The following is a 22,455-nucleotide window of genomic DNA, read 5'->3' as shown; positions in this document are numbered from 1 at the left end:
ATCACTCCTTCCACTGCTCACGCAGAGTCGTCTCAGCCGGCGTCGGGACCGGCGACCTCGATCCCGTCGGCGCTGCGCACCACATGGATGCAATTGCCCGGGCACTCGTCGGCTGCGTCGATCACATCCAGGCGCAGCCGGTTCGCCACATCGGCCTGCGCGCCCTCGGGCGTCAGCAGTTCCCCGTCCTCGCCGTTCTTGACGTAGGCCAATCCGTCGTCGCCGAACTCGAAGACTTCGGGGGCGTATTGGGTGCACAGGCCGTCACCCGTGCACAGTTTCTGATCGATCCACACCCGCACTTCATCGCTCACGAGCCTCGCCCTCCTCGTCCGCAGAAAGCCGTCCGTCATCGCGGTGGCCCGTGACAGCGACTCTCCACGTGGTGTCCCGGACCGTCCACCGACCGTCCCATCAGGCGGGACCGGAGCCGACGGCCCTGATCGGAGCCGCCATACACTCGGCCGGCCGACCACCGCCGTCCGCTGCCCACACTCCCCATCACCCCAGGAGGCCGGCCCGTGGCCGAGACCGTGACCACAGACATCCTCATCGTCGGAGCCGGCCCGATCGGTCTCTACGGCGCCTACTGCGCGGGCTTCCGCGGGCTGCGGACCGTCCTGGTCGACGCGCTGCCGCAGTGCGGCGGTCAGATCACCGCGCTCTACCCGGAGAAGGAGATCCGCGACATCGCCGCCGTCCCCGGCACCCGGGGCCGCGACGTCGTCACGGCCCTCAAGGACCAGGCCGACGCCTTCGACCCGACGTATCTCCTGGGCCGCCAGGCGGTCGGCCTCGCCCACTCGCCCGAGGGACGCCCGCAGGTCACCCTCTCCGACGGCGTCACGGTCGACGCCGGAGCGGTCGTACTCACCGCCGGGATCGGCACGTTCACCCCGCGCACCCTCCCGGCCGGCGAGGAGTTCCTCGGCCGCGGACTGACCTACTTCGTGCCCGACCCGGCCGAACACACCGACCGGGACGTCCTCGTCGTCGGCGGCGGGGACAGCGCCGTCGACTGGGCCCTCGCCCTGCACCCCATCGCCCGCTCGGTGACCCTCGTACACCGCCGCGGCACGTTCCGGGCCCACGCGGCGAGCGTCCGCGAACTGCACGAGTGCGGGGTCGGCATCGTCACCAACGCCCAGGTGGAGACCCTGGCCGGCGACGACCGGCTGCGCCAGGCGCACGTGAAGGTCGACGGGGAGACCTTGCCCCGGGTGCTGAAGGTGGACGCGGTCGTGGCCGCGCTCGGCTTCATCAGCAACCTCGGGCCACTCGCCGACTGGGGCGTCCAGCTGGAGCGGCGGACCATCGTCGTCGACACCAGGATGCGCACCACGGTCGAGCGGATCTACGCGGCCGGCGACGTCACCGCGTACCCCGGCAAGGTCCGCCTGATGTCGGTCGGCTTCGGGGAGGTCGCGACGGCGGTCAACAATGCGGCTGTGGCCCTGGACCCCGCGCTGTCGCTGTTTCCCGGACACTCCACCGAGTCCGCCTGAACACGCCTCAACTCCCTCTCGAAGAGGCCCACTTCGAGAGGGAGTTGTTCGCGCCTATTGGCTTTCGCCGGCCATGTCGACCGCGGCGATGTAGGAGAACGCCATCGACGAACCCACGGGACCGCCCGCGCCCGGGTAGATCCGCCCGGACATCGGCGCCATCGTGTTCCCCGACGCGTACAGACCGGTGATCACCGACCCGTCGGGCCGCAGCACGCGAGCGTGGTCGTCCGTCTTCAGACCGCCCTTGGTCCCCAGGTCGGACAGTACGATCGAGGCCGCGTAGTACGGCGGCTTGTCGATCACGCCGAGACAGGGGTTGGGCCCGTCGGTGTGAGCCCCCGCCATCTGCGTGATCATCAGGTCCCAGGGATCCTCACCGCGGCCGAACTCCTCGTCCTTGCCGCCCCGCGCATAGCCGTTGAACCGCTCGACGCTCTCGGCGAGCGCACCCGGAGGCACACCGATCAGCTCCGCCAGCTCCTCCAGCGAGTCGGCCCGCTTCAGCACACCGGCGGCGAGGAACTTCTCGACGTCGAACCAGCCCGGCACCTGCGGCGCCACCGGCAGCCCGGCGAACGCCTTCCTGTTGTCGAGCTGGCGCTGGTCGAACACCCAGTGCGTCGGCAGGTGCGACACGCCCGACGACCTGTGCGCCTTGAGCATCTCGTGACCGGCGCGGTCGTAGGGGAGCCGCTCGTTCATGTAGCGCTGTCCGGCCGCGTTGACCCAAATGCCGCTCCAGACCGACGTGTAGAACACCGGGCGCGTGTCGGGCACGACGAGGCCCGGTGCGAACCACGACTCGTCGAGCAGGCCGGTCGCCGCTCCGATGTCGATTCCCGCGAGGAGGGCGTCGCCGGTGTTGCCCGGGCAGCCCTGGGTCCACTCGTCGCCGACCCCGGGCTGGAACCGCTCACGCAGCTCGCCGTTCCGTTCGTAGCCACCGGCGGCGAGGAGCACGCCCCGCCGGGCGCGGAATTCCACCAACTCGCCCTCGCTCAGGGCCTCGACGCCGACGACCGTGCCGTCCTCGACGAGCAGGCGCGTCAGCCCGGTGTTCGTGCGCACGGTGCCGTTGCCGGTCTCCATGAACGCGAGCAGCGCCCGGCCGATCAGGGCCTGGCCGCCGATCATCCTCGGGCCGACCTCGACACCCCAGCGTTCCGTCCACAACGGCCTGCGCACCAGGGGTTCCAGCTCGCCGAGTTCGGACCGGTCCAGGTCCGGAGGGAAGATGGTGCGCCCCTGGGGCAGGCTCCCGGGCCGTCCGGCGAAGTAGTCCGGCACGCCCTGCCAGACGAACTGGCCGAACCGCGGATTCCGCTCCAACTCCTCGATCAGGACGGGCCCCGCCCGCAGGAAGGCCTCCCGCAGAGAGGCCGGCGAGTCCTCGCCGACGATCGCGTCGAGATACGGGCGTGCGACATCGGGACCGTCCTCGACACCGGCGCGCTGCTCGGCAGCGTTGCCGGGCAGCCAGATACCGGCACCCGAATAGGCCGTGGTGCCGCCGACGTACTCCGTCTTCTCGATGACCAGCGTACGGAGCCCACGGGAGGCCGCCGCGTACGCGCCGACGAGTCCCGCGCCCGATCCGACGACGATTACGTCGTAGGAATCGGCTGTGCCTTCGTCGCTCATGACGTTTCCTCTCCCGAATGCCCTTGTCACCGGGGCGCGTTGGACTTGGCCTCAAGGTGCGCGAATCCCTGGGCGGCTTCCTCGTCCAGCTCCATGACCTCGACGAAGTGGCCCAGTTCGGCCGTCATGTCGAGATACCCGAAGCGGATGGCACCGCTGTCCCCGTACTGCTTCCAGGTCCTGCCGCTCGCGGCGACGATCGCGGAGGCCTCGTCGAAGTCGTCTACGCGGAAGCCCAGATGATGCAGCGTGGCGGGTTCCCCGGGCCGGACGGCACCGCGGTAGAGGTCGACCGCGCCGCCGACGGGACGGATGATCTCAAGGTTGGTCGGCCCGGCGTTGACCAGCGCCACGTCGATGACCCACTCGTCGGCGGGCGCACCGTCCACCACCACGAAGGGGGCACGCGGGGCGTCGGCACCGGCCGGCGGCAGGCCGCCGCCCAGCGACGACTTGAAGTGCTTGACGCACTGCACGGTCCCCAGCCTCGACTCCAGGAACGAGGCCGCAGCGTCGACGTCGTCCGTCACATATCCGAGCTGCATGAAATTACGGAAGAGGTCACTCAATGACCGCACTCGGCACCCCCTGCTCTGGCTGGCCCGGTTGACCACGGGCATCGAATGTCCACCCGCCACCTGCGGTCGTCCACCGGATGTCCCACCAGCCGGAATCGGCGACTACGGCGCGAACCCCGCGTGGCACGATGCGGCGATGACCACATCCAGCGCGGGGGCGGCCCAACTGCCCGTGGACCGGGCGTCGATCGAGCACCGGCTCATCACCATGCGCAAGTCGGTCGGCCAGCTCGACTCGCTCGGCGCGCTGGACAGCGCACGCCTGGCCGCCGATCCGGGAGCCGGGCTCGTGATCGAACGGATTCTGGCGCTCTTGTACGACCTGGCCGCGGCCGTCAACCGGACCGCGCTACCGGGGACACCGACAGGCTCGTTCGACGCGGCCGGGAAGGCCGGATTGATCGACGCGGACCTTGCCGCCGCGCTCGCACCTGCGGACGGCCCGCACCACGTCCTCGTACAGCTGTGTCTCGACACCGAACCCGAGAAGGTCCCCGCGATCGTGGATGCCGCGCGGTCCGGATACCGGGAGTACGTACGGCAGTTGACCGACTGGATCACCGCTGGTCCCGGGGAGGACTAGGCTCGGTCAGGTGGGCCATTCCGGCTCGGTGACGGTCGCGGCGAGTGCGCCGAGGAGTACCTGGGCGGGCTGGGACGCGGGCGGCTTTCCGTGGACGGCGGCCACGACCTGGCGGCGCATGCCGGGGACGCGGTGGAGGCTGACACCGGGGTGCCGGTTGGCGAGGAGGGTGAGGCCCGGCAGCAGGCTCACGCCGAGTCCGGCCGCGACGAGCGCCTGTACGGCCACGTAGTCGTCGGTCTCGAACTCGACCACCGGCTCGAAACCGGCCCGCCCGCAGGCCGCGACGAGATGCTCGCGGCAGCGCTCGCACCCGGCGATCCAACGCGCGTCGGCATAGGTGGCCAGCTCCGCCCGGGGGCCGTCCCAGTACCGGTTCGCCGGGGTGACCACGTACAACGGCTCGTCCAGCAGTGGCGTCATGGTGGTGTCGCGGCGGTCGCGCTGCGGCGGATCGCCGTGCTCGAAGATCAGTGCCACGTCGACGTCGTTGTTGCGCAATGCGTTGAGCGCGTCGGGCGGTTCGGCCTCCCGCAGGGTCAGTTCGATCGCGGGATGCTCGGCGGACACGCGGGCGGCGGCGAGCGGCACCAGGGTGGCCAGCGCCGAGGGAAAGGCGGCCAGCCGGACCCGGCCGGTGCGCAGTCCGGCCAGCTCGTCCAGTTCGGCGTGCACGGACTCGACCTGCGCGAGGATCGACTCGGCCCGGTCCACCAGCAGCCGACCGGCCTCCGTGAGGCGGATACCGCGCCCCATCCGCTGCAAGAGCGGGACCCCGACCTCGGCCTCCAGCTTGGCGAGTTGATGACTCACCGACGGCTGGGCGTAGTGCAGTGACTCGGCGGCCGCCGTGATGGAACCCTCACGGGCGACGGCGACCAGGACGCGCAACCGACTCAAGTCGATCATTTGCGAATCATAGACCGCGTCGATGACAGCCTCGAAAACACGCATTGGACCATTACCGGGCTCACTGCGACGGTGAATCGATAGTGGGTGCGAGAGATCTCGGCCGTACCTGTCCCGTCGGCGATCTCACCCCTCACGCCTGCCCGGATCCCGGGCGCCGAAAGGAGATGGCGCATGACCACGGCTGTGAATCCACCGTCGCGATCGATGTCGGTGAGCGACAGCGCGGCGCGGACCCTCGCGAACGCCACCAAGACCGTTCCCCAGATGGCCTCCATCACGCCTCGCTGGCTGGTCCATCTGATGTCCTGGGTCCCGGTCGAGGCCGGCATCTACCGGGTGAACAAGGTCGTCCACCCCGAGTCGGTGCGCATCGAGTGCGACAACTACGACGAGTCGCCGCTGCCGGACACCTTCGTCGACTACGAACGCGAACCCCGCGAGTACCGGCTCAAGGCCGTCCAGACCGTCCTTGACCTGCACACCCGCATCTCCGACCTGTACTCAAGCCCGCACAACCAGACCGCGCAGCAACTGCGGCTGACCATCGAGGCGGTGAAGGAACACCAGGAGGGCGAGCTGATCAACAGCCCGGAGTACGGGATGCTGGCCAGCGTGGCGGACACCCAGCGCATCTCCACGATGGCGGGCCCGCCGACCCCGGACGACCTCGACGCCCTCATCACGAAGGTCTGGAAGCAGCCCGCCTTCTTCCTCACCCACCCCGAGGGGATCGCCGCGTTCGGCAGGGAGTGCACCCGGCGAGGCGTACCGCCGGCCACGGTCAGCATGTTCGGCTCGCAGTTCCTGACCTGGCGCGGCCTGCCGATCATCCCGTCGGACAAGGTCCCGCTGGAGAACGGCAAGACCAAGTTCATCCTGCTGCGCACGGGCGAGTCGCGCCAGGGCGTGGTCGGACTGTTCCAGCCCGGGCTCTCCGGCGAGCAGGGCATGGGCCTGTCGGTGCGCTTCATGCAGATCGACCGCAGCGCCATCGCTTCCTACCTGATCTCCCTGTACTGCTCGCTCGCGGTCCTCACCGACGACGCGCTCGCCGTCCTCGACGACGTCGAGGTCGACAAGTTCCATGACTACGCCCCGAGTTACCGGTAGCCATGACCACGCCCCCAACCACCGGTAACGAAGCCGCCCCGGCGTGGCTGCCGGACGAGGAGACGCTGAGCCGGATGGCCGGGGAGTTCTTCAGAGCACTCCCCGGGCAGCCGGCGGCCACGGAGTCGGACACGGCGGCGCCGCCTCCGGCCTTCGACGGCCGGCCGGAGTGGCCGACGCCGACTGACCTGCCGCGCGCCGACTCCGCTCCTACGGCGAGTACGGCGAGTACGGCGAGTACGGCGAGTACGGCGAGTACGGCGAGTACGGCGACTACGGCGCCAGCGGGGCCGTCGACCGCGCAGGCCGCCCAGGCTGTGCCCGCCGGTCCGCCGGCCCCGGGCCCCTTCCCTGCCCAGCCCGCCGGTCCGCCGACGGCGGATTTCGCACCTGCGGTGCCAACTGGCCTGCCTGCTGCGGAATCCGCTCCCGCGGCGTTCACCGAGCAGCCGGCCACCGCCCCCTCCGCGCCGGTGCCGACCGGCACGCCCGGCGCGAACCCGGCCCCTCCGATGCCCACCGGCATCCCGTCCATGGATCCGCCGCCCCCGGCACCGACCGCCGGAATGAGCCCGCCGTCCGGGCCGCCACCGACCAGCGCCCCCGCCACGTTCATGGCGAGCCCCTACGCGGTGGGCGCGCCCGGCGCCGCCGCCCCGGAGGCACCTGCCCCGCCGGTGGCACCGGGGCCGCCGCCCGTTCCCTCGCCGGCCGCACCGGCCCACCTCCCGGACCCCGGGCCGTACTACTTCCTCACGGAGGCCGCCGGGTTCCCCGCCCAGGCACCGGAGCTGCCCGGCTTCGGGCCCCTCGGGCTGCCGCCGCTGCCCGAGATGATGGCACCGACGGCGACGACGGCGCCGTACTACTTCGCCCAGGAACCCGAGGTGTCCGGCGCGCCGCCGGGACTGCCGCTGGACCAGCACCCGGCCTTCGACGTGCAGGCGGTGCGCCGGGACTTCCCGATCCTGTCCGAGCTGGTGAACGGCCGTCCGCTGATCTGGCTCGACAACGCCGCCACCACGCAGAAGCCGCAGGCGGTGATCGACCGGCTCGTGGAGTTCTACTCGCGGGAGAACTCCAACATCCACCGCGCGGCGCACGAACTGGCCGCCCGGGCCACGGACGCCTACGAGGGCGCCCGGAAGACCGTCGCCCGGTTCATCGGGGCCGGTTCCGCCGAGGAGATCGTGTTCGTCCGGGGCACCACCGAGGCGATCAACCTGGTCGCCAAGGCATGGGGTCCGGCACACATCCGCGAAGGCGACGAGATCGTGCTCTCCCACCTGGAGCACCACGCCAACATCGTGCCCTGGCAGATGCTCGCGGAGCAGACCGGCGCGGTGATCAAGGTGATCCCGGTCGACGACAGCGGTCAGCTGCTGCTCGACCAGTACACCGCGCTTCTGTCCGACCGCACCAAGCTCGTCGCGGTCACCCAGATGTCCAACGCGCTCGGCACCGTCGTACCGGTCGAGCAGATCATCGAGATCGGGCACCGGGCCGGGGCACGCGTCCTGGTCGACGCGGCGCAGTCGGTCCCGCATCTGCCCATCGACGTAAGGGAGTTGGACGCGGACTTCCTGGTCTTCTCCGGGCACAAGCTGTTCGGACCGACCGGGATCGGCGTGCTCTACGGCAAACGGGAGGTCCTGGAGGACATGCCTCCGTGGGAGGGCGGCGGCAACATGATCACCGACGTCACCTTCGAGAAGTCCAGCTTCCAGCCGCCGCCGGGCCGTTTCGAGGCCGGTACGGGCAACATCGCCGACGCGGTGGGGCTGGCCGCGGCCATCGACTACGTCGAGCGCATCGGCCTGCCGAACATCGCCGCCTACGAGCACACCCTGGTCGAGCACGCCACCGAAGGCCTGCGGTGCGTACCCGGGCTGCGGTTGGTCGGCACGGCTCCGAACAAGGCGAGCATCGTGTCGTTCGTCCTGGAAGGCTACGAACCGGCCGAGGTGGGCACCGCCCTCAACGAGGAAGGAATCGCGGTCCGTTCGGGTCACCACTGCGCACAGCCGATCCTGCGCCGCTACGGCCTGGAGGCCACCGTCCGGCCGTCGTTCGCCTTCTACAACACGCATGCCGAGGTGGACACACTGATCACGGCGGTTCAACGGCTCGCGGACCGTCGCGGCGGGCGCCGCTAGTTCGCCTGCGCGTCCTCGACCGGTACGGCGGAGACCTCACCGAGGTCTCCGCCGTACCGGTATGCGTGCGTTGACAACCGGCTCGACGCCTCGGAGACTCGATCACATGACCGAGGTCCTGCTGCTCACCAGAGAGCGCACCGCCGACCTTGCTAGCGTGTCCAGCGCACTGTGTTGATCCCCTTCTTCCCCTGATCACGGATCCACGCCGCGTTTCCCGCTCCCGCCCGGACACCCCTCGCACCGCCCTCGGTCAAGCTGCGATCGGACCCACGATGACTCCGGGAATTCCTCTGGTACATCCCCAACACCGTCGAGCCGGGCCACCGCGGCGACGACACGACGGACGGCTGGGGCTCCGACAACCTGGCCGCCTTCGGCGACACCCACAGCGATCCGGCTCAACGGTACGCGCGCACCCAGGAGTTCCTGCATCTCGTACGACGGCTGTGGACCGAGGAGGACGTGACGTTCGCCGGTGAGCACTTCCAGGTGAGCGGGTCCACGGCGGCGCCCCGCCCCTGGACGACGGCCGGCAGAGCGCATCCGACGCTGTACTTCGGCGGCGCGTCCGAGGCCGCCGAGCGAGTGTCGGCGGCCGAGGCGGACGTGCAGCTCTTCTGGGGCGAGCCGCTCGCCGCGCTCGCCGAACGCATCGACCGACTGAGGAAGTTGAGCGACGAGGTCGGCCGTCGACACCGGCATTTCTCGGGCGAGCCGCAGCATCCGCACGTGCAACGCGTCGAGGACCCGAGAGCCGCCCGGGGGATCCTCACCACGATCACGGTCGAGGCGACGCGGGAGATCCTCTTCTCCCTCCCCACCCAGGACCCTTGGGAAGAACCCGCGGACCTGGACCGCGGCGCCTGGCTGCGCAGCGCGGGAACACGTTCCGACCTCCTCAGGGTGCTGCTGCCGGAGTCGGCGCGGTTCGATGTACGGGTCCGCGAGCGGGTCGAGACGGTGATCGCCGACGGAGGCAAGGTGCGTACGGCCGTCTCCCCTCCGGCCTGGTTGCTGGTCGCCGACGCCGAGGTCGCCGTCGTCCCCGCCGAGGAGGGCCCGGGGCTCAGTGTCGTCCGCGAGCAGTCCGTGGTGGCGGCGCTGCGCCACACCCTCACCGGAGCGTGGGACGAGGCACGGCCCTTCGATGGCGGTTACGACCACGACAGCGCGCGCTCCACCTCGGCCCTGATCGACGACGCCATTCTGCGGATGCTGCTCAACGGCCTGGAGGACAAGGTGATCGCCCGACGCCTGGACATCTCCCTGCGCACCTGCCAGCGACGCATCGCCGACCTCATGGATGGGCTGGGGGCCAGGACGCGTCTTCAGGCCGGCTATGTGCTCGGGCGGCACGGACACGGCGAGGAGCGGAAGGCGGCGTAGAGCGCGGTGCTCCGTGGCGGCGGCCGGCCGTGTTGGGGGTCGGGCACGTGTCGCCGCCACGGCTGAAGTGCCTGTGCAGATCGCCCAGTTGGATCCTGTCAGAGGCGATCGGCGAACGTCCTGGCCACGAGCGCCCGGGTCAAAGTACCTCCGCCTCGGCCGACGGAGGTACGACTGCGGTGGGAGCGGGCGGCGACGGCACGGTCCGGCCCAGGAGCGCCGTCGCACCGAGGAGCAGTGCCAGCGCCGCCGCCAGCAGGAGCGTCCCGGTCAGTTGCCACTCGGCCAGTGCCGCGCCGACCGCGAGGGCGGAGAGCCCGGAGCCGAGGTTGTAGGCGGAGCCGATACTGGCGTTGACCGTGGTGTGCCGATCTTTCGGGAAGGCCGCTCCGACCAGGACGAAGGCGATGATGTACATCGGCGTGAGTGAGGCGCCGACGAGCAGACTGCCCAGCATGACGACGGGGAGGTTGGTGCTCACGGCCACGATGGCGACGCCCGCCGCGAGGATGACCGTGGCCCCGAAGTAGCGTCGCCACAACTGGGCCCGCCGGTCGGGCAGACGTCCGTAGATGAGACCGGCCACGATCCCGCCCACCGAGTCGAGCGCCATCAGTACGCCGGCCAGTTGAGCGTGGGAGTGTTCGAGTGCCCATGCCGGGTAGCCCACGCTCAGTGCGCCCATGGCCAGGCCGAGGGCGGTCATCGGGGCGAGCACCGCCATGCCGTTGCGGGAGAGCAGAATGCCGACCGTGCTCCGCTTGCCGGCGTCGGGCCCGGGATTGGCGGGCGGGCTCCCGTGCACTACACGGTCTGCGCCCAGCAGGTGGATCACGCGGCTGAACCACACCGTTCCCACCAGGGCGCAAAGGCCGCCCGTGATGACCGCCCAATGGGCACCGACGACCAGCCAGATGCCGGAGGTCAGCAGAGGCGCGACGACGAAAGTCGCCTCCTCCACAACCGAGTCGAGGGAGTGCAGCCTCGTGTTCTCGGCGTCGCTTCGGGCCATCTCCGTCCAGACCGTGCGAAGGACCGCACTGTTCGGCGGAGCCAGCGCGGCGGAAGCGGCGGTCAGTACCAGCGCGACCGGGTAGAGCACTACCGGCCCGCTCTGGGCCGTCACAGCTGCTGCGGACGCCGTCACCGCGAAGGCGAGTGCCATGGGCAGCAACAGACGGTGGGCACCGAACCGGTCGATCAACGCGCCTTTGTACGGGCCGAAGACGGCTGCCCCGATCAGGAAGGCGGCGAATGCCGCTCCCGCCCAGCCCAGTTCGTGCTTGCTGGTGAAGAGGGCGATCATGCCGAACGGGACCATGCCGGCGGCGAGCCGGCCGATGGTCACCGCGGCGATGGCCGAAGCGACGCGCTTGTCTGCCAGCAGCGCTCGAAAGGTGGGCGGCGCCGGTTGCTCAGCCACGTTCATCCCCCTCATATGCGACGGAGTCGCATTCGGTCCAGTGCCTGACAGTGCTCACGGCCTCTTCGGTGGTCGAAGTGGGTACGCCGGTGTCCAACTCGGCGTTCTCGACGACCAATGTCTGCTTGCGGCGGCGCAGCGCAACGCGTCCGACGATGTCGTAGCCACGCAGAACTGGCAGGCCGAAGTAGCCGAAGGTCCGCTTCTCGGCCGGTTTGTACGCCTCCAGCTTGTAGTCCTTGCCGAACAGACGCAGCAGCCGCTCCCGCGTCCAGACCAGCGAGTCGAACGGCGACAGAGGGGTCACGGCCTCCTCGTCGATCTTGACCGCCGGGTCGGTGTCCGGCGACAGCCAGACGGGCTGACGCCAGCCCGACACCGTGCGCCGGTCGAGCCCGAGGGAGTCGAGACCGGCTTGGGCATCGGCCGTCCGCAGCCGGAAGTAGTCCGCGACGTCCTTTGTGGTCGCCACGCCCAGCGCGTCGATCGAGCGGCGACACAGCTCTCGAACGCATTCGGCATCGGACAGTTCGGCCTGGCGCAGCGGCTCGGGGATGGCGAGTTCGGGCAGGCAGTAGACACGCTCCCAGCGGTCCCGCTCGGCGCAGACGGCTCCGCCGGTCGCGGCCAGCCATTCCAGGGCCCACCGGTATGCCGAGTCGCGCGTCCAACCGGTGCCCGTCGCACCGCCGAGGTCCCGGAGCCGTACCCGGCCCTCGGCCTCCAGCAGCGTCCGGGCGTGTTTGACCGCCTCCATGTCCACGGACGGCCCGATCCATCCCCGCTCCAGGACGCGGCGGCGCCGGAAGCCGAAGGCCGGCCACATGTCGATCGGGACAAGTGACAGCGCGTGGGCCATTCCCTCGAACGAGGCTCCGGCGCCGGTGGTCGTACCGAGGCGTTGTGTCTCGTCCATCGGCACACCGCGGCTGAGCAGGACGAGTTCATGGGAGCGTCGTACCGCGGACATCGAGTCGATCTGGACGCACCCGAGCCGGTCGAGCACCGCGCGCGGTGTCGCGTCGAGGGTGTTCACCGTGTGCAACCCCTGTGCGGCGACGGCGATGCGCCGCGCCTCGGGAAGAGTCAGTTCAGCGGTCATGACGCCCTCAGTGACTCGGGACCCACGAGGACGATCCTGGCGATCTCCTGACCCCTGCGGATGTCGACGTCGGTGCGGGGGCTGATCGCGATGCTGAAGCCGGTCGACTGCATGCGTTCCAGGGAGGCCGGGGTGAGGACACCGACGAGAACGCCCAGTTCCGGTAGTTCCTCACTGGGGAAGACCATGACGGACAGTGGCTGAAAGTCGTCCGGCATCCAGCCCTGCCGCCACTCGATGCTGCCCTGGCCGTTGGGGACGAACATGTTGCCCCAGCCGTCGCCGTCGCGGAACTCGTACAGGTGCAGCCAGGGCGGCCGGTCCATGGCCAACGCGGTGCCGCCGCGTAACCAGACCTCCTGCTTGCCGACAGACCCGGCCGAGGCTTCGGTGTCCTCCGCGGAGATCTCGATCTGCGGCAGCGCGGTGAGTGTGACGTCGACCGGACTGAAGACCCGCCATCCGACCCGTTGGCCCAGATTCCACGGCGCGCAGAACTCGGGCTGGCGGGCGGCGCGCAGGTGCCGGAAGTTCTCGCGGTAGAGGCGTTCGCGTTCCTTCGCCGCCTCGATGTCGACCGTGCGCTGCTGGGGCACCAGAGCCCACGGGTGGATGCGTTCGAACTTCATGCTGAGCGTCTTCACCTCTTCGATGGGTACGTCGCCGACGAGGGGTTCGCCGACGACGTACGCCGTAACCGTGCGTGCCCGGTGTGGCCGACCGAGCCTATCGATCCACCGGGGTCAGCCGGCCGAACCCACCGAACTGCTCGCGATGTGTTGGGCGTTGATGTCAACGTTGTCAAGACTCACGTGGTCGGTGTCGAACAGCGACACGCTGCACGGCCCGAAGCCGACCGGGATGTCCTCGAAGACCGGCTGGCCTCCGGTTTCGTCGTCCGTGCTCAGGTCGACGTTGTCCATCCGGACCACCGTGATGGCGTGCGGCATGCTTCCGGGCTGTCCCGCGTGCATCACCGCGCCGCGGGAGAACGCCGACGAGTAGATCGTGAAGTCCTTCTCGTCGACGGCGATCCCCCGGGGCGAGGGTCCGGTCGGGAGGTAGCGGGTGACCTCGAAGGTCTCCATGTCGATGACCGCGATCACCGACTCCCGCTCCAGGGTGACGAGCGCGTGCCGGTTGTCGGGCGAGAACGCGACCGCGCGACCGCCCTGGCTGGTGACGGGGACTCGCTGCACGACCTTGTCGGTGGTGAGGTCGATCACCGGCACGTAGTCGACGGAGTTGCAGGCGACCAGCGCGTACCGGCCGGTCCGGTCGACGTTGAGACTGTACGGGTGCGAGTTCTCCTGGACGCGGATACGGGCGATCTCGCGTACGTTGCTGACGTCTCCGCTCCTGAGCCCGGAGATGTCTATCTTGGATATGTAGCCCGACCCCCAGATGCAGACGTACGCGGACTCGCCGACGATCGCCATGTGCCGGGGGTCGCGGCCGACGGCGACCTGGGTCAGTTCGTCGCGTGATTCGAGGTCGACCACGGAGACCGTGTTGGAGCCCGAGTTGGAGACCAGCATGTAGCGGTCGCCCGGGAGGATGCCGATGCCTCGCGGGCCGGAACCGACCGTGATCCGAGCTACTTCCCGGTGCGTCAGGGCGTCGATCTCGGAGACCGAGTTCGTGGACGTGTTCGAGACGAAGCCGCGCCCGTCCCGGGTGAACTTGACGCTGCCGCGAGGTGCGTTTCCGACCGGAATCGCGGTCACGGATGTGTAGCCGTCCGCCTCCTTTCGGATGACGGAAATCTGACCCGAATCGGTGTCGGTCGAGTAGAGTTCGATTGCCACGTTTTACTCCTCACATCGAGTTGGATGCACAGAGCTGACGTTCTTTTTGGGCGAGGCGGTGCAACCCGCACCTTTGTCCTTCAGGGGCGGGTGGTGTTTTTTCCGTACTTCAGCCGCCCGCAGGTCGCAAAGCGACGTCGGAGCTGAAGGTATAGGCGAGATTCCACGCAATCGAAATCCGGACATCCGTGTCGTCGTACTGCGGTACCGAGTGCTTCATCCAGCCCGGCAGGAGCAGGAGGTCGCCCGGGCGGCAGCCGACACGCACGATCTGACCTTCGTTGGCGAAGGTGATACCTGGATCGAAGACGTCCACGTTTGTACGCGGATCGGTCAATTCCAAGTCGCACGAGCCGGCCGACGTGACGTAGTAGATGGCCGAGATTGCCGTGTTCGGATGGAAGTGGGCCGCATGATTGTCGCCACTGCGATAGACGCTCGCCCAGCTTCGCAATGCCCCGACCTGGACATCTGCCGAAGAGTCGGCCCCGACGGCCAGATGCAGCGGCTCGCGCCGGACGGTCTCCACGAACGTGCGGGCCATACCCAGCACCCATGCGGTCAGCCGGTCCACCTCGGGGTCGGCCCAGTCGGTCAGGTTGCCCACCGTCTCGGACTTGAACGACAGGTCCTTGACCTCCGTCGTCATCCGGTGCAGCACCGACGCGGATAAATTCCCGTTTATGTCTTCTGCGAAAGGGCACGGGATTTTGGCGACAGGCGTGGCGAAAAGGCTGAGCAGCCTGGCCGAAGAATTATTGACGGGTGTTTCTAATTTGTCGCTGGCCGCTGTGGTCAACTACGCTCCCCATACGGTGGATCGCTTGCCGCGCACACGACTAGAACACACAGAGTTTCACGCACAGTCATGCGAGGGAAATCGCCGGGAATGGATTTTCCGGCCCTGCATCTGGCTCAGGCTAGGCATCCAGTGGTGTACCTGTCAACGAGTCTCCGGTTGAGGAACGTGAACCAGCCACCGATTCCTGATGCCGAGATCGGCCGGTGAAGCCGGATAACGGTCGAGGAGAGTGATCTGACTTGAGGACATCTCGTAAGCGGCTGATTGGGCGCGGCCTCGCACTGGCTCCACTGCTGTGACCGGAATCGTTTGCCGGGTAGGCGGCATCCCGTACCGATCGGTGGGGGACCGGGGGACCGGGGGACCGGGGGCCCGGTGGACCATCGCGGCACCCCGGTGCGCGAGGCGCTGGTGCCCCTGGAGCGGGATGGGCTGCGGATGTCCACCCGGCGCGGTTCACGCCGCGTCGGCGTACGGACGCGGAGGTGCTCGAACTCTTCGAGATCCAGGCGGTGTTGGACGCCACGGCCGCCGAGTCGGCGGCGCTCCACCGCAGCCCGGTCCACCTGGACGCCCACCTCGACCACGGCCAGTCCCTGAATGAATCCGCGCACATCCGCCGGAGCCCGGACGACTGGCACGACGCGGTCCGCCAAGCCGCCCACAACGGAACCGCCGTCGCTCTCCTACGGGCCCTCGATGCCCAGGTGAGGACGAGCGCACTCTGGCGCACTCCCGAAGTGGCCGACGCCTCCACCGCCGCGTTCGCCGAACACCGCGCCGTCACCGAGGCCGTCCGGGCCCAGTACGCCGAGGCGGCCCGCGTGACCATGCTCGCCCACCACGGCCACGTCGTCGTTCGGGAATTGTCCTGACGCAGAGGTCAGGGCAGGTCGACGTCATGGCGGGGCGCCGACCAGTCCGCGGCGGCACTCACCGCGCGTTCCACGTCCTCGTCGGGCAGAAGTCCCCGCGCCGCGAGCTCCTCGGCCGCCGCCCCGATCCGGGCGGTGTACCCGGCCGCGTCGCCGTAGCGCTTCTCGACGCTCGGGCGGGGATCGCCGGTGATCAGCCGTTCGTCCTCGGTGGCGGCGAACGGGAACGTGGAGCCGCTGAACTCGTGCAGCGCGCCGTGCCCTTGACCGGGGGCGCGTGTGTTCCAGCCGGTGTAGGTGCCGAGCGGGACGGACACCATCGGTGGCCGTACGCCCGCCGTCTCGTTGCCGTCGGCGTCGACGGCCGGGACCAGCACCGTGTACCTGCGCGAGCGGTCGGCGACCGGCGGCACGGCCGAACGGTCCACGGCGTACAGCTCGTTGGGACCGTACGGCCGCAGTACCGAGGGCAGCGCCGGGAACTGCCGTGACCACTCTTCCGCCGTCACCAGACTTCCGTCGGCGACGGTGGGCACCGCGCTCGGGGGCGGCTCCGTGCCCTCGCTCACCCAGGCGTCGAGCGCGTCGAGGACGCCCCGGAACAGCGCGGACGTGGCGACGACGTTCTCGACGTGGTTGCAGATGCCTTTCCCCGGGGGCTGCGGCGTCGGGCTCGCCACATGCTGGCTCGACGACCACAGGTAACCCCGCACGTTCGGCGGAAATCCCAGGTCCCGCCCGTCGGTTGTGGTGTGGACCAGGGATCCCCGGCGCTGCCAGTACTCCGTCGACGTCTGCGTGTGCAGCACCTTCGGGTCGCTCGCGCGCTTCATGAGCGCGTCGCGGGCGCCGGTCAGATGGTCCACCGTCTCGGCGTACGCGAAGGGGAACGCGTCGGCCGCGTTGAGGTGGTCCTCGTACTGCTGGCCGCCCGGCACCGTCAGGTTGGCGAACCGTCCGGTGTCCAGCCGGCCCGCGCCGGAGACGTGCGGCAGCAGTCCGTCGAACACCTGGCGGCCCTCGGTGTCCTCGTTGAAGCCCCGGTGGATGAACTCGCGGATGGCCCGGCCGGTCTGCGAACGGCCCCAGCCGTACGCGTAGTTGATCTCGCCAACCGGTTGTGCCGGGTCGTGGCGAAGGTGGCTGACCAGGTCGCGCACCGCGACTAGGCCGAGGCCCAGGACGAGTGGTGCCTCGGCCTCGTACGTCAGCTCGTAGATCCAGCCCGGCCGCAGTCCGCCGTCGACGTACAGGTCACTCCGGCTCGGCACGACAGCGACGGCCTGCGACCTCAAGTCACGTCCCCCGCCCTGCAGTCGGGCGAATCGCCAGGCCGTCCTGGGTACTTTCTCCGGTGAACTGTGCGGGTATCGCCGCCGGGTGAGCCGCGCGGTGTGTTCGCCCGCCGCGCTGACGGGGGAGGATCTCGTGCTCGTCCAGCGCGACAGCGGCAGGGAGGCGGTGATCTCCTCGACGATGAACTCGGCTGTCGTCAGGCCGCGTACGGGTTCCGTGCTGCGCGTCGCCACGGGCAGATCGAGGAGCAGCCGTCCGTCGCCGGGCAGCAGATCGCCCTGCCAGGCACCGAAGACGACCGTGTAGCCGCGCCGCAGCAGATAGCCGTTGCCCGCGTCGGTGAGGGTCCGGGGCCGGTTCGTGTGCGGGGCGTCGCAGAAGTACTGGACGGCTCGCTTGTTGCCCCGGTTGCCCCAGTCGAAGAACAGCCGTCGGCGTCCGCCGTCGACCGGCCGCAGGATCTCGACGTCCCCGCTGAACCGCACCGCGCCGTCGCTGTCGCGCGGTGCCAGGTCCAGGTCGGTGATCGAGCGGAGGGCGGGCGCCTCGGGGTCCACGGTGTAGTGGGCCGTGGCGGTGAGCACTTCGTACGTCCCGCCCTCTGCGAAGCGATGACCGTCGGCAAACGGCTCCCGGGTATGGACGTCCAGTCGTACGGCACTCATCGCGCGGCCTCCAACTGTGCGGGGCGCCAGCCGAGTTCGGGTGCGACCAGCTGGAGCACGTCGTGCAGGATCTGTTCATACTCCTCCCGCCGGAACTCGTACGGCAGTTCAAGACGTAGCTCCGAGACTGCCGACACCACCGGATCCGCGGCCAGTTGCTCCAGGATCTGCTCCGCCGTGCCGACCACGTCGGGCGCGAACAGCATCCGCCTCGGGCCCTGCGGGGCGAGCGTGCGGGCGTGACGGCTGCTGGCATACGTGCGGTAGCGGGCGCGGGTGGCCCGGTCTGCGCTGTCGAACGGCACGACGACACGGCCCACGGCGACCCGGGCGGTGGGCTGGACGCGCCGGTACTCGGCGAGCAGGCTCGACTGGGCCGTGGTGAAGTCGTCGGTGCGCTCGCCGGTGACGATGTTCCCGGACAGCAGGTTGAGGCCGCTCTCACCGGCCCAGCGGGCCGAGCGCAGACTCCCGCCGCCGTACCAGATCCGGTCCACCAGACCGGGGTTGTGCGGTTGCAGCCGCGGTCGCTGGGTGTTGCCCGGTGACTCGATCACCGTGTCCGGGCCGCCGAGATAGTCGCCGCGCAGGTTGTCGACGACGCGGGCGACCCTGCCGTACGACAGGTCGAAGGCGCGCCAGTCGCCGTCGTACACCAGGTCGCCGAGGAGTTCGGCGTGCGGCATGCCGGTGCTGAAGCCGACCTGGAGCCGGCCACGGGACAGTACGTCGGCCAGCGCCAGGTCCTCGGCGAGCCGGAACGGGCTCTCGTAGCCGATCGGGATGACCGCGGTCCCCAACTCGACACGCTCGGTGCGCTGTCCGGCCGCGGCGAGGAACACGGCGGCCGAACCGACGCCGTGTTCGAGGTGCCGCTGCCGGATCCAGGCGCCGTCGTAGCCCAACCGCTCGCCGTACTCGAAGAGTTGGAGGGTCTCCTCCAGACCGGTGTACGGGTCGTCGTCGGCGAAGTTGCCCGGGGTGAGGAAGGCGAGGGAGGTGATGGTCATGCGGTCTGCGTCCTCAGGTCGTGGTCGTCGCGGCGGCCGGGGATCGCCGCGAGCAGCTCGCGGGTGTACTCGTGGCGGGGGTGCGTGAACAGGTCCTCCGGCGCGCCCGTCTCGACGACACGGCCCGCCCGCATGACGGCGACCCCGTGCGCTATCTGCCGTACGACGGCCAGGTCGTGCGAGATGAACAGGTACGCAACCCCGGTGTCGGCCTGCAACTCGGCCAGCAGGTCGAGGACTTGGGCCTGGACGGAGACGTCGAGCGCGGACACCGGCTCGTCGCACACCACCAGGTCGGGGGAGAGGGCGAGGGCCCGCGCGATGGCGACGCGCTGCCGCTGCCCGCCGGAGAGTTCCGCCGGGCGGCGGTCCAGAGTGGCGGCGGGCAGGGCGACCCGGTCGAGGAGTTCCCGTGCCCGGTCGAGGCGGGACGTGCGGTCGCCCACCTTGAAGGCGCGCAGCGGTTCGGTGATCACCTCGCCGATGGAGAAGCGGGGATCGAGCGAGGCGTACGGGTTCTGGTAGACGAGCTGGGCGCGTCGGCGCAGTTGCCTGGCCTGTGCGCCCCGGGCGGTGGTGACGTCGGCGCCGTCGAACAGGATCTGTCCGGCGCTCGCGTCGGCGAGGCGGAGCACCAGGCGGGCGGTGGTGGACTTGCCCGAGCCGGATTCGCCCACCAGGGCCAGGGTTCGGCCGCGGTGGAGGGTGAGGCTCACGTCGTCGACCGCGCGCAGCGTCCGGGACTCGCCGTTCGCGCGGGGCAGCGTGAACTCCTTGACGGCGTTGCGGAGTTCGACCAGCGGTGTCGTGCTGGTGGCCGGGGGTACGGAGACCTCGGTGCGGGGGACGGCGGTCGTCAGGCTCGGCGCGCTGGCCAACAGCCGCCGGGTGTAATCGTGTTGGGGGTTCCGCAGGACTTCACGCGTTGCCCCGGCCTCTACGACCCGCCCCTGGGACATGACGACGAGGCGTTGCGCCCGGTCGGCGGCCACGCCGAGATCGTGGGTCACCAGGAGGATCGCGGTGCCCAACTCCTCGGTGAGGCCCTGGAGATGGTCGAGGATGACGCGTTGCACGGTGACGTCGAGCGCGCTGGTCGGCTCGTCGGCGACGATCAGCCTCGGCCGGGCGGCGATGGCGATGGCGATCAGGGCACGCTGCCGCATGCCGCCGGAGAGTTCGTACGGGTACTGCCGGGCTCGGGTGGCCGCGTCCGGCAGCCCGGCCCGGCGCAGGATGTCGACCGCCTCGGACGGCGCGGAGCGGCGGGTCGCGAGACCGTGGATGCGCAGTACCTCGGCGACCTGCTCGCCGATGCGTTTGACCGGGTTGAGGGAGACCGACGGGTCCTGGGGCACCAGGCCGATCTGCGCGCCGCGCACGGTGCGCAGCTCCGCCTCGCTCAGCGCGGTGAGGTCGTGCCGGCCGAAGCGGATCGTGCCCGCGTCGATCGTGGCGTTGGCGGCCAGGAGCCGGGTGATCGCATGCGCGGTGGTGCTCTTGCCGGAACCGGACTCGCCGACCACCGCGGTCACTTCGCCCGGCCGCACGTCGAGATCGACGTCCCGAACGGCCGTTACCGTGCCGCCGCGGGTGCGGTACGACACGGACAGGCCGCGTATCTCCAGCGCGGCGCCCTCGCCGGGGTCCGGGTCGGTGCTCGGTGTCGTGCTCAAGTCCTCGTCCGTTCCAGGTGTGTCGGGCAGGTGGTCGGTCATGACTGGCGGGACCATTCGCCGTCCAGCGCGCGTGCGATGCGGTTGGTGGCCAGCACGGTCGCCGCGATCGCCAGCCCGGGCAACGCGGTCAACCACCAGGCGTTGGCGAGGTAGTTGCGGCCGTCCGAGATGAGCGTGCCCCACTCCGGTGCCGGTGGCGGGGCGCCGTAGCCGAGGAAGCTCAGGGCCGACACCGCGAGGATCGAGGAGCCGAAGTCGAGGGTGGCCAGGACGATCACCGGGCCCGCCGCGTTGGGCAGTACGTGCCGGCCCAGCACCGAGTACCAGCGGGCCCCGCACGACCGCGAGGCCTCGACGAAGACCGCCTGGCGGACCCGCAGCACCTCGGCCCGTGTCACCCGCGCGAAGCTCGCCACACTGGCGATGCCGACCGCGACCGCCACCTTCACTGTGCCGTAGCCGAGCGCGGTGACCAGGGCCAGGGAGAGGAACAGCGCCGGGATGGAGAGGAGTACGTCGACGAAGCGCATCAGCACGTCGTCGATCCAGCGGCCCACGAAGCCGGCGACCAGTCCGATCAGACTGCCGACCACGAAGGCGACGGCGACCGCGATGAGCGTTGCCTTCAGAGAGAGTTGGGCGCCGTGGACCACCCGGGAGAACACATCGCGGCCGAGTTCGTCCGTGCCGAACCAGTGTGCGCCGCTCGGGCCCCGGAAGTTCTGCGACGGCACCCCCGTCAGCGGGTCCCGGGAGGTGAACAGGCCCGGCCAGAACGAGGCCAGTACCACCAGGACCACGACGAGGACCGACAGCAGGAGACCGGGACGGCGCACCAGGAACCGCAGCACGCGCCATGCGTCGACACGGTGTCCCGGCCCGGGGCCGACCCCCGGTTCGACCGGCCGCGCGAGACCGAGCGCGGCCTCCGCGGCGGTGTCGTCGACAAGACCCTGACTCATGCGGCCACCGCCTGCCGGCCCGAGGCCACCACGATCCGCGGGTCGAGCAGCGGATAGACGAGATCGACGAACAGGTTCGTCAAGACGAAGATCAGCGCGCCGAACACCACCACGCCCTGCACGAGCGGGATGTCCTGGGCCGTGACCGCGGCGGCCGTCACCCGGCCGAGGCCGTCACGCGAGAACACCGTCTCGACGACCACGGAACCGGCGATCAACTGCCCCACCAGCAGCCCGACAACGGTCAGCGCGGGCAGGGACGCGTTGCGCAGGGCGTGCCGCAGGTGGACCCGCCACCGCCCGGCGCCCTTGGCGCGCGCGGTCTCCACATAGGCCTGGTCCAGCGCGGTGAGCAGGCTCTTGGCCAGCACCTGGGCCACCTGCGCGCCGGTCGGCACCGCCAGCGTCAGGGCTGGCAGGATCAGCCCCCGCAGCCCGTCGTCGCCGAACGCGGGGAACCAGTGCAACCGGAAGGAGAACGACTCGACGAGCAGCAGCCCCACCCAGAACGTCGGCACCGACACCCCCAACGGCGGCAGCGACAGCAGCAGTTGACGCAACCATCGGCGGGAGGTGTCGGTCGCCACGACCGCCAGTCCACCGCCGAGGAGCACGGCCAGGAGCAGCGCGGCACCGGTCAGCTGAAGGGTTTGCGGCAGGGCGTCGGCCAGCGTCGAGGACACCGGCCGTCCGGTGGAGACCGAGTTGCCGAAGTCCCCGCGCACCGCCCGGCCCAGGTAGTCGGCGTACTGCACCAGAATCGGCTTGTCGAAGCCGTACTCGTGCCGCAGCGCGGCGAGTTGGGCCGGGTCGACCGTCCCGGAGTCCATTCCGGCGCTGGCCATCGCCGTGACCGGATCGCCCGGCAGGAAGTCGAGGACCAGGAAGGACACCGTGTAGGCGGCCCACAGCACCCCGACCGCCTGCGCGAGCCGTTTGATCGCGTAGCGGCGCAT

At 70.0% G+C, this 22,455-nt stretch carries 20 protein-coding genes; 6 read left to right on the top strand and 14 right to left on the bottom strand.

From position 1 onward, the window contains the following. Window positions 1–32: 32 nt before the first annotated feature. Window positions 33–353: a ferredoxin gene (locus ACQHII_RS01470; protein WP_427917428.1), complete on the bottom strand. Its 321-nt coding sequence runs from the start codon at window positions 351–353 to the stop codon at window positions 33–35. 168 nt (window positions 354–521) lie between these two features. Here ACQHII_RS01470 and ACQHII_RS01465 point away from each other — a divergent pair, with 168 nt between their 5' ends. Beyond that, window positions 522–1,505, top strand: coding sequence for an NAD(P)/FAD-dependent oxidoreductase (locus tag ACQHII_RS01465; protein WP_427917427.1), 984 nt, complete (start codon window positions 522–524; stop codon window positions 1,503–1,505). Window positions 1,506–1,559: 54 nt separating this feature from the next. On the opposite strand, the gene ACQHII_RS01460 is transcribed toward ACQHII_RS01465, so the two are convergent. Continuing rightward, complete coding sequence (locus tag ACQHII_RS01460; RefSeq protein ID WP_427917426.1) at window positions 1,560–3,149, bottom strand: FAD-dependent oxidoreductase; 1,590 nt, start codon at window positions 3,147–3,149, stop codon at window positions 1,560–1,562. Between the two features lie 26 nt (window positions 3,150–3,175). Beyond that, entirely contained in the window at window positions 3,176–3,694 is a 519-nt protein-coding gene (locus ACQHII_RS01455; RefSeq protein WP_427917425.1) for a VOC family protein, read from the bottom strand. Window positions 3,695–3,863: 169 nt separating this feature from the next. Between ACQHII_RS01455 and ACQHII_RS01450 the strand changes: the two genes are divergently transcribed. After that, window positions 3,864–4,310, top strand: a complete 447-nt coding sequence (locus tag ACQHII_RS01450; RefSeq protein ID WP_427917424.1) for a hypothetical protein — start codon at window positions 3,864–3,866, stop codon at window positions 4,308–4,310. A gap of 6 nt (window positions 4,311–4,316) precedes the next feature. Here the strand turns inward: ACQHII_RS01450 and ACQHII_RS01445 are convergent, their stop codons facing one another. Beyond that, window positions 4,317–5,219 (bottom strand): LysR family transcriptional regulator, encoded by a 903-nt coding sequence (locus tag ACQHII_RS01445; RefSeq protein WP_427917423.1) that lies wholly within the window; start codon window positions 5,217–5,219, stop codon window positions 4,317–4,319. Between the two features lie 174 nt (window positions 5,220–5,393). Here ACQHII_RS01445 and ACQHII_RS01440 point away from each other — a divergent pair, with 174 nt between their 5' ends. The 3 genes from ACQHII_RS01440 (at window position 5,394) to ACQHII_RS01430 (ending at window position 9,877) form a co-directional block, all read left to right on the top strand. Continuing rightward, complete coding sequence (locus ACQHII_RS01440; protein WP_427917422.1) at window positions 5,394–6,332, top strand: family 2A encapsulin nanocompartment shell protein; 939 nt, start codon at window positions 5,394–5,396, stop codon at window positions 6,330–6,332. A gap of 2 nt (window positions 6,333–6,334) precedes the next feature. Further along, complete coding sequence (locus tag ACQHII_RS01435) at window positions 6,335–8,488, top strand: family 2A encapsulin nanocompartment cargo protein cysteine desulfurase (protein ID WP_427917421.1); 2,154 nt, start codon at window positions 6,335–6,337, stop codon at window positions 8,486–8,488. Window positions 8,489–8,788: 300 nt separating this feature from the next. Then, window positions 8,789–9,877 (top strand): LLM class flavin-dependent oxidoreductase, encoded by a 1,089-nt coding sequence (locus ACQHII_RS01430; RefSeq protein WP_427925201.1) that lies wholly within the window; start codon window positions 8,789–8,791, stop codon window positions 9,875–9,877. A gap of 139 nt (window positions 9,878–10,016) precedes the next feature. Here ACQHII_RS01430 and ACQHII_RS01425 read toward each other — a convergent pair whose 3' ends face one another. The 5 genes from ACQHII_RS01425 to ACQHII_RS01405 all read right to left on the bottom strand — a co-directional run bounded on the left by ACQHII_RS01425 (window position 10,017) and on the right by ACQHII_RS01405 (window position 15,009). After that, window positions 10,017–11,300 carry an MFS transporter gene (locus ACQHII_RS01425; protein ID WP_427917420.1) on the bottom strand — a complete coding sequence of 428 codons (1,284 nt, stop codon included), beginning with the start codon at window positions 11,298–11,300 and terminating at the stop codon, window positions 10,017–10,019. Continuing rightward, on the bottom strand, window positions 11,293–12,402 hold the full coding sequence (locus ACQHII_RS01420) for a DNA glycosylase AlkZ-like family protein (RefSeq protein ID WP_427917419.1): 1,110 nt from the start codon (window positions 12,400–12,402) through the stop codon (window positions 11,293–11,295). Before ACQHII_RS01420 ends, ACQHII_RS01425 begins: the two co-directional genes overlap by 8 nt. Next, entirely contained in the window at window positions 12,399–13,031 is a 633-nt protein-coding gene (locus ACQHII_RS01415) for a hypothetical protein (protein WP_427917418.1), read from the bottom strand. Before ACQHII_RS01415 ends, ACQHII_RS01420 begins: the two co-directional genes overlap by 4 nt. Before the next feature lie 114 nt (window positions 13,032–13,145). Further along, window positions 13,146–14,210, bottom strand: a complete 1,065-nt coding sequence (locus tag ACQHII_RS01410; protein ID WP_427917417.1) for a YncE family protein — start codon at window positions 14,208–14,210, stop codon at window positions 13,146–13,148. A 109-nt stretch (window positions 14,211–14,319) separates the two neighbouring features. Next, the gene (locus tag ACQHII_RS01405; RefSeq protein ID WP_427917416.1) at window positions 14,320–15,009 is read right to left on the bottom strand and encodes a putative 2OG-Fe(II) oxygenase; all 690 of its coding nucleotides are present in this window, start codon (window positions 15,007–15,009) and stop codon (window positions 14,320–14,322) included. A gap of 488 nt (window positions 15,010–15,497) precedes the next feature. On the opposite strand from ACQHII_RS01405, the gene ACQHII_RS01400 reads away from it, so the two are divergent. Beyond that, complete coding sequence (locus ACQHII_RS01400; protein ID WP_427917415.1) at window positions 15,498–15,887, top strand: FCD domain-containing protein; 390 nt, start codon at window positions 15,498–15,500, stop codon at window positions 15,885–15,887. Between the two features lie 8 nt (window positions 15,888–15,895). Here the strand turns inward: ACQHII_RS01400 and ACQHII_RS01395 are convergent, their stop codons facing one another. Genes ACQHII_RS01395 through ACQHII_RS01375 form a run of 5 tightly spaced genes read right to left on the bottom strand, consistent with a single transcriptional unit; the run spans window position 15,896 to window position 22,455 of the window. Next, window positions 15,896–17,848: an alpha/beta hydrolase domain-containing protein gene (locus tag ACQHII_RS01395; RefSeq protein WP_427917414.1), complete on the bottom strand. Its 1,953-nt coding sequence runs from the start codon at window positions 17,846–17,848 to the stop codon at window positions 15,896–15,898. Further along, the gene (locus tag ACQHII_RS01390; RefSeq protein ID WP_427917413.1) at window positions 17,845–18,858 is read right to left on the bottom strand and encodes an LLM class flavin-dependent oxidoreductase; all 1,014 of its coding nucleotides are present in this window, start codon (window positions 18,856–18,858) and stop codon (window positions 17,845–17,847) included. Before ACQHII_RS01390 ends, ACQHII_RS01395 begins: the two co-directional genes overlap by 4 nt. After that, window positions 18,855–20,576 carry a dipeptide ABC transporter ATP-binding protein gene (locus tag ACQHII_RS01385; RefSeq protein WP_427917412.1) on the bottom strand — a complete coding sequence of 574 codons (1,722 nt, stop codon included), beginning with the start codon at window positions 20,574–20,576 and terminating at the stop codon, window positions 18,855–18,857. Before ACQHII_RS01385 ends, ACQHII_RS01390 begins: the two co-directional genes overlap by 4 nt. Then, window positions 20,573–21,499, bottom strand: a complete 927-nt coding sequence (locus ACQHII_RS01380; protein ID WP_427917411.1) for an ABC transporter permease — start codon at window positions 21,497–21,499, stop codon at window positions 20,573–20,575. Before ACQHII_RS01380 ends, ACQHII_RS01385 begins: the two co-directional genes overlap by 4 nt. Then, window positions 21,496–22,455: an ABC transporter permease gene (locus ACQHII_RS01375; protein ID WP_427917410.1), complete on the bottom strand. Its 960-nt coding sequence runs from the start codon at window positions 22,453–22,455 to the stop codon at window positions 21,496–21,498. The genes ACQHII_RS01380 and ACQHII_RS01375 overlap by 4 nt, the downstream gene beginning before the upstream one ends.

The organism is Streptomyces sp. cg40 (assembly GCF_050320165.1).
Taxonomy (GTDB): domain Bacteria; phylum Actinomycetota; class Actinomycetes; order Streptomycetales; family Streptomycetaceae; genus Streptomyces; species Streptomyces hokutonensis.
Note: the sequence above shows the minus strand (reverse complement) of the source record. Positions and strands in the feature narration are given on the sequence as shown.